Origin of the sequence: Solwaraspora sp. WMMA2101, assembly GCF_049179175.1 — a bacterium.
Taxonomy (GTDB): domain Bacteria; phylum Actinomycetota; class Actinomycetes; order Mycobacteriales; family Micromonosporaceae; genus Micromonospora_E.
This window is the reverse complement of record NZ_JBMHMA010000006.1, coordinates 2,237,711-2,249,317: the sequence shown is the minus strand read 5'-3', so window position 1 is coordinate 2,249,317 and position 11,607 is coordinate 2,237,711. Positions and strand designations below refer to the sequence as shown.

Below are 11,607 nucleotides of genomic sequence, written 5' to 3'. Positions count from 1 at the left end.
CCGTCTGGAGGTGCACCGACCCATCCTGATTCACCTGGTGCGCGCGCGGCAGCGGAGCTGCATCCTGGCGACAACTTCGTGGCGGTGTCGGGCCTGCCGCCGGCCGTGGCCGTGCGAGCCGGCCCTCGCGGAGCTGATGGTCATGTGCCGGTGGACGCGCTCGGCGGCTGGATCCTGCGCTGGCTGGAGGCGGAGCCGCTACGCCGGCGGGTAGGAACGTGGTTGGCATTGTTGGCGCCGCGGGCTCACGGCCAGGTCGCGCACCGTTTGGCGGCGGCGGGGGTGGTCCGGCCGCGGATGGTACGCCGCCGGCTGCTGACCACCGCCGTGGTCCATGTGCCGGCGGACATGAACCGGGCCGCCTGGGCCTGGCCCGGCTGACCGTACGCCTACAGCGCGGTGAGCCGTTGCCTGCCTTTGAGGCGCGGCTGGGCGGGTTGTGTCTGGTGACCGGGCAGGGGAATGCCTCTGCTGAGGGTGCGCAAGGGACCTAAATGGCGCTCCTCTAGCTTGCGTGCCGCGAACAGCCAGTAGAAGAATTAGCGAAAGCCGATGTCGTTGACCAGCCACCAGACGACACACAGCGTGAGTCCGACCAGCGAGAGGCCGACCAAAGTGATGGTTCTCGTTGGCTGCTGTGCGCCGGATGTCAGCCCGATTGCCGTCAGGATGATCGTATGCGCGAGGGCCATCAGCCCGTAACGTGCCCACACCAGGTTGCCCTCAACTGCCATCAAAGAAACCGCTGCTTGATAGCCGACGCGGGCGTTCTCCAGCTCGACTGTACTGGCTTCTGTGCTCTGCGGCGCCGGTCACGGTTTGTGATCAACAGCCATGTGCGCATCGTACGATAGACGTGCAAGAAGGTATCGTCGTAAGTTGATCATGTGCCGAGGCCTGCTACCAGGGTGTTTGTCGCTTGGTGTGATGATCCGGGTGTTGAGAGGTCCAACCTGGTCACTGGATCGGAGCAATGATGGAAGACAATCACGAGGTGACACCGGGTCAGCCGTTCCCGCTCGGCCAAGGCGATCTGAATATCGTCTACCAGGAGTTGTGTGCTCACACGAGAGCGACTGACGAGATCAGCCTCAAGCTCATGACGGCGATTCCGTTAGTGACCGGAATCGGGATCGTCCTGCTGATGCGCTCGCCCGCGACGGCGGTTCCTCAAGTTGCGGTTGTGCTTCTGAGTCTTTTCGCGGCACTCGTTACCTTCGCGATCTACCGGTGGGAACGCAAGAACATGGAGAACTGTCGGCACTTCCGACAATGGGCGGCCTTCCTGGAACAAGACTATTACGGACTGCGCCAGATCGAGGCCGGCTCGGCCCCCAGCGTGCTTCCGCACGGCCGGATTCCGCCACCGCGTCGTTTCGGCCTGGCGTGGACAAAAACCGAGGCTCTCCGACTGCTGTACGGTGTGGCCGTTCTCGGCTGGCTCTCGACTGGCCTTTATGTCACGGTGGCCTGAACCGGCAAGCTATCCCGAGCACGTTTAGCCAGGCGTTTCGCCGATACCTGGGGAAGTTCGACCGGATCGATAGCTTCGAGGGGTTCTATGCGGCGATCGACGATCTGCTCGCGGTGCCGGGCATCCACGCGCGCCTCCTGACGAACGGAGCCCAGCCGGGGCAGCGATCCACCCGGCCGCCCGCCATCGGGTCAACCGGCGGTGATCAGCTCGCGGTACAGCGGGGAGTCCAGGAAGCGCGGGACGATCTCGCCGTACGCCCGTCCGAACTCCAGAGTGCGCACGGACGGTGCCGGCCACGAACCGCATCGCGGCACCCTCCCCGCACACCACATCCTCGTCCGTGGCGTCGGTCGGCGCGTAGAAGATCGAGAACTCGCCGACCGCGCCGGGGAACTTCGCCGATGGGGCGAGTCCCTGCCAGAACAGGCGCAGCTCCGGCTCCGTGAGGCCGGTCTCCTCCAGCAACTCTCGGTGAGCGGCAGTCAGTGGATCCTCGCCCGGATCGACGTTCCCGCCCGGCAGACACCAGCGGTACGGGTCGACGCGGGTGTTGCCGGTCACGGAGCTGCAACAACAACCGACCTGCCGGATCGACCAGGATCACGGCGGCGATCCGAGCATCCACTCGTACGGCCACCCGAGCAGCGTACTGCTGCCCGCCGCAGGGTGCCGTCGATCCGTAGAGCTGCCGGTCGGCTGGATACGGTGCTGCCATGACGGAGGAATGGTCGCTGACGAGATGAGCGAGGCTGGCATCGTGGAGGATTCGCCGGACCTGACCGTCGCCGACGTCCGTGAGGCGGCGCGCCCCTCGGCCGATTCCGGCCCGACCGGCCAGCGAACGCTTACTGCACGTGCGGCCGGTCGGAGCGGGCGTGACGACATATCCGAACGCGTCGAAGAGTTGCTGCGTAACGAAATCGGTGGTCCGGCGTCGCGAGATCGTGAAGCCTGTACGGGTGAGTTGGGTGGCGAACCTGATGATTCAGGTTCCGACAGTGGCAGAGCCGCCCGCCAATCTGAGCGGTTCGCGGCTGATCCAGCTCAGGCGCGCGGAGCGCCGGACCGCACCGAGGAGGTCCCCGACGGCCGTGGATGAAGGTCTGGACCGGGCAGAGGAACTGGTCCTCTGCCCCTTGGAGGATTCGCCGCTTCCCCTGTGGGAACTCGGCTGGGACGAGGCCGAGTCAGCGAGTTGGTTAGCTGAAATCCTCGGGCCGGGCCTGGTCTCGTTGGTGGCCCGAGGCCTCGTCGAGGTGCGCAGATTCGACGGCTGGCCAGCCGAATGGGATCACGGCACCCTTGTGGCAGGTGACGAACTGCTGCGAGAGAGTGGGCGCGCCGAAGCTTGGCGCGACGATGGAGGACACAGGGTTCTCGCGGCGCACATCACGAGAGCCGGCGTCAGGGTTCTGTGACCCTGGCTGTCCCCGGAAGCCGTTCCTGTCTCCAGCTCAGCCAAGAGAACGGGTAGCCCACGCATCCGCCACGGGAGCGGTGTGCTGCGCGGTTCGTCAATCTGGCCGTACGGATGTCTGCTCGAAGATGGCCTCGGGGTCGGCACCGAGGCCGCGCAGTAGTCGAGCGGCTGGGCCGTCGCGGTCCCGCAGGATGCCCGCCAGCAGGTGTGTCGTGCCGGCGAACGGGTGACCGGACTCCCGTGCGGCCATGCTCGCCGTACGGAGTGCGGATTCGGCATCGGGATCCAGCGGCGGTGCGGTTCGACTGGCCGTCGGTCGTGGCGGCGACCGCACCGCAGTCGGATCGGCACCGACCTGCGGCGTGTCCAGCGAGCGGGCAGCGGCGACGGTCGCGGCGAGCAAGGTGACTCCCTGCGTACGCAGGATCTGACCGGCGGTGTTGTGCTGGGCGACCGGCTCCGGCAGGTCCACGCCGGCAGCGTGTAGCTGCTCGTGCAGGTCCAGGATGCTCAACAACACCTCGACGGTGCCGGTGCGCGTGCGGCCGAGCCGGATTGCCTGTAGGGCGGCATCCCGCTCCACGATGATCGGAATGACATGTCCGTAGCGGGTGCCGTGCCGATGGAACGGGCGACGCAGCAGGAAGTATCCGCCGGTAGTCACGACGGCCTTCCAGAGGGTCTGCGGCACGACCGGAATCGTCGTCGGGAGGACGCCCATCACCTTGAGCATCTCCGGAGCCCAGTTCGGTGGAGGGTCGCCAGCGCGGTACCGGGGTAACTGGCGGCTCAACAGACGATCATCCCCGTGGCCGGGCACCCACATCTACTCGGTGAGCCGGGCGGCAGCATTACCTGGCACGGCGTACATCGCCGCCAGTAGGTGGCGGACTCCAGCGGGCGCCCCGTGGAGGCGGCTCGCCTCGTGAACAGCTTCGTAGACGGCGTGCCGGACCAGCCCGGAGAACACGGCCTCGCCGGGACCGCCGTTGTGGGTCGCCTCCCGCAGCGCACCCTCGGCGAACAGCTCCACCTGCTGATCGAACTCGGGGAACAGGCGCGACCGATGCGGTGGCGGCTCGTCGTCGACTGGCTCCGGCCCCTGCCGCCAGGCCCGTGACCACGGCGGTGGGAAGCCGTCCAGCTCAGGAACTCGAATCACGCCTCGGCGTAGCACCTGGGCTGAGCTCACCACCAGGTGCCCGTCGCGCACCGTCCGCCGGTAGGCGCTGGCCAGAGTCCCCACCAGGCTGCCACCCGGCCGTACGCCTACCGCGTCCATGACGCGAGTATCGCGACCATCAGCAACCGAGCTCCTTGACGGAGTGCCGCTCCTATCCTGAGCCGAGTTGCGCAGGAGTACGTAGCCGGCGGTGATGGATGGCACAACCAGGCGCTTCTCATCTGCGCCCGTTCAGCGGAGTTCTGGGTGTTTTTGTGGAATCGTGCAAGTCGACTTCCGGACGGAATGCGGGATGGCGTGGTGTGGTCGGCAGGGCTACAGTGGCCAGCGTCGCGCTCCCGTCGCGGCGCGGTTGAATTTTGACGTTTCGCGCAGCGACCGGATGCAGGTTTTCACTGCACTCGCAGGCGTCGAACCTTCGCTTCGGCTCCGAACGCCGACGGCGGCTTGCCAGTGCACGCCCTTGCCGGAGGAGATCACATGCAGGACCTATCGGACTCGATGGAGACCGCCGAGCCCGAGCACGGCGCCGGGAGCAGCTCCGTCGACTCACCTGCGGTGGACGATCCGACAGCCGACACGGACATCGACTCAACGACGACACCGATGGTCCTGGCTGAGGTGTTCCCCGGAGCTGCTGTGGTCTTCGGTGAGGTCCCGGCGGAGCTCAGGCCCGCCCTGATCGACTTTGGCCTTGTGCCGGCCGCCGACCGTGAGCAGATCTCGACCGTCCTGGCCTCGATCGGAAGCACAGCGACCGTGGCCGGAAACCTCAGGAACGCATTCGCCAGCGCACAGGGGCTCTACCGGATCAGCGGCGAGACCCAGGGATTACTGAGGGCCGGCGCGACACTTGCCGTCAAGGATGGCGCGAACCTCGGAGCGGTGATGACCCCTGGTCGCATCGTTGCTCAGGCCCGCTTCATCCCCGTGACTGCGGCGAGCGCGGCGCAGATCGCGGCGGCGGTCGGGCCAGCGCTGGCCATGGTCGCCCTTCAGATGCAGCTGAGCGAGATCACGGGCCTAGTCAGGACCAACATCGCGCTGACAAGTCAGGTGCTCACCGCCATTCGCAACGAGCAGTGGGCCGAGCTGACCGGGCTCGTCGCCACCGTCGAACGCGCAGTTGACCACGCACGAGAGATCGAATCGGTCCCACCGTCCTTGTGGGACAGCGTCGCGGGCAGCGAAGCCTCACTGCGCAAGCAGCTTGAACTGTACCGAGGGCATGTCCGCGGCCACGTGGCGCAGATCGCTCGGACCGAGGTACGTCGCGGCCGTGAGTATCTCCAGACAAACGCGGAGGCGATCGTCTTCGACGCCTATGCCCTCCTGTCCTCCGTCAAGGCGTGGACCGGGTATCAGGCGCTACGTGTGGGGAAGGCGAGGGCAGCCGGCCGCGATGACGCTGACGAGGCGCGGCTCGTCGACGTCATCGTCCGCGACACCCGTACGGAGCTTGACTCCGCTCTCGCCGAGACGACGAGACTCATCGACTCGCTGACGCGGGAGCTACGAATCCTCGCCGAGCTCCCCGGCCGCGACACGCTGCCGCTACCGGGGAAACGGAAGGACTCGATCGCAGCCCGCCGGACCTCCGCCCGCCTTCTCAAGGCGATCGAGCCGCTTGCCGATGCTCTGCATCCGCCAGCCCCTCCGCTTGAGGCTCCGGGCGTCGTCTGCGCACCGAAATCGCTAGATATCGAGCCGTACCTCCGCATTCTGCGGTGGTTCCTGGAGGACGATGAGACCCTACGTGTCCTCGGCCTTTCCGACCAGCTCGACGGTCTCGGCTCGATCTCGGCGATCTTCAGCGGGGCAAAGGACAGGTTTGCGGCAGCGAGGGACAAGGCGGCGGCAAAGACACTGGTCGCCGTCACGGATCGTCGCATCATCACGGCCATGACGAACGCGTTCCTCGAGCAAGGCGAGATCCGTGAGGACGTCCCGGTGGACCGGGTGCGATATGTCCGAGTACCGACGCTGCAGGACAAGAGTGGGCGCTTGGCGGTCGACCTCATCACCCGCGATGAGAACATCCGGTGGTTCTTCCACGCCGACATCGACAGCACCCAGGTCGACATGCTCGCCGCCGTGCTCGCGGAGTCGATGACGATCCCGGACATTGAACGCGATGAGCTTCAACGGCGGCACCACGCCCCCGGCGAGGCGAGTCGGAAAGGCGAGAGTGGCGGCACGGCGTCTATGGAGGCGACTGGCCCGATCTGACGGCTTGCGATGTGGAGTAGGCCTCGATCCAGTCGATCCTGGCCGCCGAATACCGCGTGAGCTGGTCGGCGGCCGTTCCCACGCGTACACCTTGGAGCTGATCTACCGGGCCGAGTTCGACCTGCTGCAGGTGCAGCGGCCGACGGCCGGCGACTACCTTGAGGTCCGTGGCGTGCGGTTCGTGCAGGAGCTTCAGCCGTCGGCGCTCGCCCCGGCGTACACGCAGGCGGCGATGCGCGCCTACCGGCGCGGCGTGATCAGCGCGGACCGGGTCGTCGAGCTGCTGCACCGGACCGTGACCCTCGACGACCTGCCCTCCCCGCACCCGATGCCCATCGAAGCGTCGCTGCGATCCAGCAGCCCATGATGGCCAGCTGACAGGTACAGCACGGCAATCGTCACCGGTCGCAAGGAGCACTATGCTCCATGAATTCGTCCAGCACGCCTATCCTGGCCTTGCTGTGGCCTCGTTCTGGGACGACAGCGAGTACGCGCTTGACACCTACGTCGACGCGCCGCCGTCGGACGCTCTGATCGCATCGGTGCAGGCCGAACTGGGCTTCCGTCTGCCGACGTCGTACCTGACGCTGATGAGGTCGCACAACGGCGGGATACCGCGTGACCCGTGCTGCCCTGCGCCGAGCCGGACCACATGGGCGCAGGATCACGTCGCCGTAGACAGCATCATGGGGATCGGGAGGAAGAAGCGATACTCGCTGGCAGGTGAAGCCGGCAGCTGGTTCTGGATCGAGGAATGGGCCTATCCGCCGATCGGCGTGTACTTCGCGACCTGCCCCTCTGCTGGGCACGACATGATCGCGTTCGACTACCGGGACTGCGGCCCGGACGGCGAGCCGCAGGTGGTCCATGTAGATCAAGAGTGGGACTACCAGGTGACCGTGCTCGCCCCAGACTTCGTGTCCTTCCTGCTGGCGTTGCGGCCCGAGAGCGAGTACGACGACGAGTGCTGAGAGAAGCGGACGTCATGGGATCGCCCGAATAAGTGACGACAGAGCTCGTCGCCCGTACTGCGGGCGGCGGACACGGGTGTTGAGGCGGCGGGGACTTCATCGAGGTGAGGCTCAGATACCTCACCTCGCGATTTTGACGTGCGTCAACCTCACCTCGACGACACATTTGGATGCCAGACCAGCCAGCCCGGCCACCCGCCGGCACGTGAGCACGCGCGGCGCAGTAGGCAGGAGCCAGATCACGATCGATCGGCGTAGTCCGGTGACGACAACGACCGGTGGGCTGGTGGACGCATGGCCAGACGACGACGCACACCGCGGCGCATCCAACGGGAGGCGCCAGGCTGATCGTTGAGGGCTGACACCTCGAAAGGCTCAAGCTCGGGACGCTCCGCGAGGGCGAGGGCACAGGCATACGGCCTGACGTCAGGCAGCCGTAGCATCATCAACGTCTCAGCCAGTACGCCGAGCAGCACCGCCCGGTCGGCGTTCGGGTGCCGCGCGATTGTGGCGACCAGGCGGTTGCGATCCCACCGGTCGAGGTCGTCTGTCGGCAGAGTGGACAGGGTTCGTGCGTCGGCGAGCGGATGGTCGGCGACCGCTTGGCGCACGAACGAGTACGGGCTGGCTGCCAGGGTGTGCAACACCGCCTGGTCGACCCGAGGATCGGCGACGAGATCCAGGTAGTCCCGAGGCGAACGCGAGGGTGGCAGCAGCTCGTCGATGTCAGCCACCGTCATACCAGCGTCCGGCGCGACCGGCTGGATGGACGCCGCAGGTCGGGCAGGCGCGGCCGGGTTGGCGCCGTTCCTTGCCGCACGCTAGGCAGTGCGTATCGGCGTTGACGCCGGCTGCTTGGCGGTCGAGGACCGCCCGGACGACCGTCTCCAGTGGTGCTGTCGGGTGGTGTTCCGGGTCGGGGCAGTAGGCGATGTCCGACCAGCCCCACGAGTTCCAGGGCGGCGAAGTCCGTACGCACCGCCGGCCAGCCAACTTCTCCTGACGGCGCTGGCCGGCGTACTCGGCTCCGCGGGGCAGGACCACGTCGCGCACCCGCTGTAGTTCGTCGACGGCGCGGACCAGCGCGCCGGGGTCGTCGACCGGCCGGCGCGGGATGCGCGCGGAGACGACCAGGTGGTGCCAGGTGGCGCGGAATCCGTACGGCGCGCAGTGCTGGGTGCACTCCCGCAACGCGGACAGCCTGCGTTGTGGCGCAAGCGTGCTGTCGCGTACGCGGCGCGCCTGCGCCGGGAAGCTGGTCATGGACCCGATCATCGCCCTCGCCGTAACGCGGCGCGACAGGGTTCTCTGGCCGGACCATCTCGCGGGGCTTGGTCGCCGGTAGCTCTATGTTCAGGCAGCGTTGAGCTTTCGCAAGACGTACTGGTTGAGGCTCATGCCATCCTCAGCGGCGCGGATAGCCAGTTCGCGGTGCAGGCTCTCTCCGACGCGGAGGTTGAACTTGCCTGAGTAGCTGCGGTCAGCGAACGGCTGCGGCACCTGCTCGCCCTGCTCCTCCATGTCGGCGAGCACTTCACGCAGTAGATCCTGGATTCCCTGGAGAGCCTTGATCTGGGTGGATGCCAGCCACGAGAGGGATGGGAACTCGGCGCAGGTAGCGAGAAACTCGCCGTCCTCGGCCGACCACGTGACGCGGTAGGTGAAGTGAGACACCTCGGGCCGGTCAGCGGACTGCATCACAGCACCTCCTTCTTCTCGATCGCCTTGAGCACCTGCCGCGCCTGATACGCCTTGGCCTTGCCTTTGTCGTTTTGGATATTGACTCGAGGGTCGCCTGGCCAGGGCATCTTGAACACCGCATGGGAGCTGCTGTCTTGTCGCGGCTTCCCGAAGTAGTGCTCGCACACCCGGTAGAGGTCGTTGTAGGCGATGTTCTGCTGGCTTCTTCGCATCGCTTCGACGAGCTTCTCTACGGACGGCATGGCTTGATGGTACCGCCGGTGGTACTACAGCTGCAACCTGTCGGGGCATGGAAGGCGCACTAGATCTTGCCGATCTATCCTTCAGTAGTGCGATTTTCGCACCATTGAGGCGGGAGTGGGGCTGTGATGCGTGCACGGCTGCGAAGCTGGGCAGCGGTGGGTGGCCGGGTGGCAGCCGCCCGCGAGCTGGCCGGGTTCAGCCAGCGTGAGCTGGCCGAACGACTCGGCATCCACCGCTCGGCGTTGACCCGTGTCGAGCTCGGCCAGCGTCAACTGGACGCGCTTGAGCTGTCGCGGATCGCCGAGCTGCTCGGCCGTACCGTCGAGTGGTTTCTCACCGTCCCGGCGGAGACCCTCGCCAGCAGGCGGGCCGGGATCTCGGCCGACCATGACGTGCAGCGACTGGAAGACGCGCTGGACCAGGTCAGCCGCGACGTCGAGCTGCTGTCCGACGTCGGAGCACTGACGCTGGCGGCCACAGGCCTGCAATCGGGCGTCACCACACTCGCCGAAGCGGAAGCCGGCGCGGCCGAAGCGCGCGCCCTGCTCGGCTGCGGAGACGGCCCCTTGGTCGACCTGCAGGCGATGGTCGAACGGCTGGGCCTGCTCGCGTTCTCGCTCGACCTGGGTCCGGGGGTGATCGACGGCGGCTATCTGCGGACCGGTCAAGTGGGCGTGGCGCTGGTCAACGGTGCCGCGATCGCCGGTCAGCGGCGGGTGAATCTCGCGCACGAGCTCGGTCACCACCTGCTCGCCGACGAGTACGCGGCGGACGTCAGTGGCGGCTCCGGCCGGTCCGAGCGGGAAGCGTTGATCGACGCCTTCGCGATCCACTTCCTGATGCCCGGGCCGTCGGTCATTGCCCGCTGGGCCGAGCTTTCGGGCGAGTGGGACTACCCCCGTCAACGACTGTTCGTCCTGTCGGCCGAGTATCGGGTGAACTGGTCGGCGGTTGTTTCCCACGCGTACACCTTGGAGCTGATCTCCCGGGCCGAGCGCGACCTGTTGCAGGTGCAGCGGCCGACCGTCGGCGACTACATCGAGGTACGTGGCGCGCGGTTCGCGCAGGAGCTTCGGTCTCCGGCGCTCGCCCCGGCGTACGCGCAGGCGGCGATGCGCGCCTACCGGCGGGGCGTGATCAGCGCCGACCGGGTCGTCGAGCTGCTGCACGGCACCGTGACCCTCGACGATCTGCCCACCCCCGCATCAGATGCCCATCGAAGCGCGGCTGACGGCCGACGTGCATCGAGGTGACGCTCGGACACCTCACGGGGCAATTTTGACGTGCGTAGGCGTCACCTCGACGGAGCATCCGAAGCGGCTGCTGGAGTTGTACGAGCTCCGGGCTGCGACCACAGCCGCCTGGAGGTGCCCGGGGTCGACTCCGCGAACGTTGAGCGGCGGGTGCACGCTCCGGACAGAGTTGGGCCTCGATCGTTTCCGGCTCCGCGACCTCCGCCCAGGTCAGGCGCAGGTTTGCGGGCATCCACGCGGTCAGCCGGTTTCACCCTCAGGGATCAGGACCACCCGATCGGTCCAGGTTGTCCGGTACCCCTCGGACACCAGATGCCCGGCCAACGTACGACGCAAGGTCGAACTGCCCGAACGCCCCTGGTGCTGGCGGACCGATCAGCGGGCTGCGCGCTACCGGCGGCACGTGGTCAGTTGATTGCGCCCTACGATTGTTCGCCGGGACCCAACAGCCGAGCGCCATGGAGCAGATATGCCGTTGACGCTGCGCCATGCCCTGGATGATCCGCCGCTGCGGCCGCTGCGGCCGCTGCCGGCTCCGGTCGGTGACCTTCTGCTCAGGCTCGACGCGCCGCCGCGGCTGGCCGCGCATCTGCGCGCCGTACACGACGTCGCCGCCCAGCTCACGGGCTGGCTGGCCGTCCACTACCCGGCCCTGGCCGTCGATCGCGACGCCGTACTCTTCGGCGCTGCCACCCACGACATCGGCAAGACCGTTCACGTGGCGGAGTTGTCCGGGCCGGGTTCGCGGCACGAGCCGGCCGGTCAACAGATCCTGCTCGACGCCGGCATCGGCCCGTACCTGGCGCGCTTCGCCGCGACGCACGCCAGTTGGCAGTCGCCCGGCATCGAGTGCGAAGACCTGCTCGTCAGCCTCGCCGACAAGATCTGGAAAGCCAAACGGGTCGTCGACCTCGAACAACTCGTCGTCGACCGTCTCGCTGCCGCCTCCGGGCAGGAACCCTGGCAGGCCTTCGTCAACCTCGACGATCACCTTGACGGCATCGCGGCGGACGCTGACCAGCGGCTCGCCTTCCAGAACAGCTACCCCATCACGGACGGCTGACGTCGGTGCGCGGTTCGTTGGCGGTCTATCCCGGTACGTTCGACCCGTTCACCCCCGGGGCACGGCG

Annotated in this window: 15 protein-coding genes and 1 pseudogene; 8 read left to right on the top strand and 8 right to left on the bottom strand. The window is 67.2% G+C overall.

What is annotated here, in order from left to right:
• The first annotated feature begins 150 nt into the window (after window positions 1-150).
• Complete coding sequence (locus ACN28F_RS10940; protein WP_421357624.1) at window positions 151-381, top strand: GPP34 family phosphoprotein; 231 nt, start codon at window positions 151-153, stop codon at window positions 379-381.
• Between the two features lie 158 nt (window positions 382-539).
• Here ACN28F_RS10940 and ACN28F_RS10935 read toward each other — a convergent pair whose 3' ends face one another.
• On the bottom strand, window positions 540-734 hold the full coding sequence (locus ACN28F_RS10935) for a hypothetical protein (RefSeq protein ID WP_289207917.1): 195 nt from the start codon (window positions 732-734) through the stop codon (window positions 540-542).
• Window positions 735-976: 242 nt separating this feature from the next.
• Between ACN28F_RS10935 and ACN28F_RS10930 the strand changes: the two genes are divergently transcribed.
• Window positions 977-1,474, top strand: a complete 498-nt coding sequence (locus ACN28F_RS10930; protein ID WP_421357623.1) for a hypothetical protein — start codon at window positions 977-979, stop codon at window positions 1,472-1,474.
• Window positions 1,475-1,665: 191 nt separating this feature from the next.
• On the opposite strand, the pseudogene ACN28F_RS10925 reads toward ACN28F_RS10930, so the two are convergent.
• Window positions 1,666-2,102 (bottom strand): annotated as a pseudogene (locus ACN28F_RS10925) (NUDIX domain-containing protein).
• Between the two features lie 343 nt (window positions 2,103-2,445).
• Here ACN28F_RS10925 and ACN28F_RS10920 point away from each other — a divergent pair.
• On the top strand, window positions 2,446-2,895 hold the full coding sequence (locus ACN28F_RS10920) for a hypothetical protein (protein WP_421357622.1): 450 nt from the start codon (window positions 2,446-2,448) through the stop codon (window positions 2,893-2,895).
• Window positions 2,896-2,991: 96 nt separating this feature from the next.
• Here the strand turns inward: ACN28F_RS10920 and ACN28F_RS10915 are convergent, their stop codons facing one another.
• Window positions 2,992-3,690 (bottom strand): Clp protease N-terminal domain-containing protein, encoded by a 699-nt coding sequence (locus ACN28F_RS10915; RefSeq protein ID WP_421357621.1) that lies wholly within the window; start codon window positions 3,688-3,690, stop codon window positions 2,992-2,994.
• Between the two features lie 33 nt (window positions 3,691-3,723).
• Window positions 3,724-4,179 carry a hypothetical protein gene (locus ACN28F_RS10910; protein WP_421357620.1) on the bottom strand — a complete coding sequence of 152 codons (456 nt, stop codon included), beginning with the start codon at window positions 4,177-4,179 and terminating at the stop codon, window positions 3,724-3,726.
• 381 nt (window positions 4,180-4,560) lie between these two features.
• Between ACN28F_RS10910 and ACN28F_RS10905 the strand changes: the two genes are divergently transcribed.
• The 3 genes from ACN28F_RS10905 to ACN28F_RS10895 all read left to right on the top strand — a co-directional run bounded on the left by ACN28F_RS10905 (window position 4,561) and on the right by ACN28F_RS10895 (window position 7,280).
• Window positions 4,561-6,309, top strand: coding sequence for a hypothetical protein (locus ACN28F_RS10905; RefSeq protein ID WP_421357619.1), 1,749 nt, complete (start codon window positions 4,561-4,563; stop codon window positions 6,307-6,309).
• A gap of 91 nt (window positions 6,310-6,400) precedes the next feature.
• Window positions 6,401-6,676 (top strand): hypothetical protein, encoded by a 276-nt coding sequence (locus ACN28F_RS10900; protein WP_289207912.1) that lies wholly within the window; start codon window positions 6,401-6,403, stop codon window positions 6,674-6,676.
• Between the two features lie 52 nt (window positions 6,677-6,728).
• Entirely contained in the window at window positions 6,729-7,280 is a 552-nt protein-coding gene (locus ACN28F_RS10895) for an SMI1/KNR4 family protein (protein WP_289207911.1), read from the top strand.
• A 239-nt stretch (window positions 7,281-7,519) separates the two neighbouring features.
• Here ACN28F_RS10895 and ACN28F_RS10890 read toward each other — a convergent pair whose 3' ends face one another.
• From ACN28F_RS10890 to ACN28F_RS10875, 4 genes are all read right to left on the bottom strand, one after another.
• A complete protein-coding gene (locus ACN28F_RS10890) occupies window positions 7,520-8,014 on the bottom strand; it encodes a hypothetical protein (RefSeq protein WP_421357618.1) in 495 nt (164 codons plus the stop codon).
• The gene (locus ACN28F_RS10885; protein ID WP_289207909.1) at window positions 8,007-8,543 is read right to left on the bottom strand and encodes a hypothetical protein; all 537 of its coding nucleotides are present in this window, start codon (window positions 8,541-8,543) and stop codon (window positions 8,007-8,009) included. Before ACN28F_RS10885 ends, ACN28F_RS10890 begins: the two co-directional genes overlap by 8 nt.
• A gap of 90 nt (window positions 8,544-8,633) precedes the next feature.
• The gene (locus ACN28F_RS10880; RefSeq protein WP_289207908.1) at window positions 8,634-8,978 is read right to left on the bottom strand and encodes a type II toxin-antitoxin system HicB family antitoxin; all 345 of its coding nucleotides are present in this window, start codon (window positions 8,976-8,978) and stop codon (window positions 8,634-8,636) included.
• Window positions 8,978-9,223, bottom strand: coding sequence for a toxin HicA (locus tag ACN28F_RS10875; protein WP_289207907.1), 246 nt, complete (start codon window positions 9,221-9,223; stop codon window positions 8,978-8,980). Before ACN28F_RS10875 ends, ACN28F_RS10880 begins: the two co-directional genes overlap by 1 nt.
• Before the next feature lie 126 nt (window positions 9,224-9,349).
• Between ACN28F_RS10875 and ACN28F_RS10870 the strand changes: the two genes are divergently transcribed.
• Both ACN28F_RS10870 and ACN28F_RS10865 read left to right on the top strand, forming a co-directional pair.
• Window positions 9,350-10,477, top strand: a complete 1,128-nt coding sequence (locus ACN28F_RS10870) for a helix-turn-helix domain-containing protein (protein WP_421357617.1) — start codon at window positions 9,350-9,352, stop codon at window positions 10,475-10,477.
• Window positions 10,478-10,946: 469 nt separating this feature from the next.
• Window positions 10,947-11,540, top strand: coding sequence for an HD domain-containing protein (locus ACN28F_RS10865; protein ID WP_289207905.1), 594 nt, complete (start codon window positions 10,947-10,949; stop codon window positions 11,538-11,540).
• The last annotated feature ends 67 nt before the right edge of the window (window positions 11,541-11,607 follow it).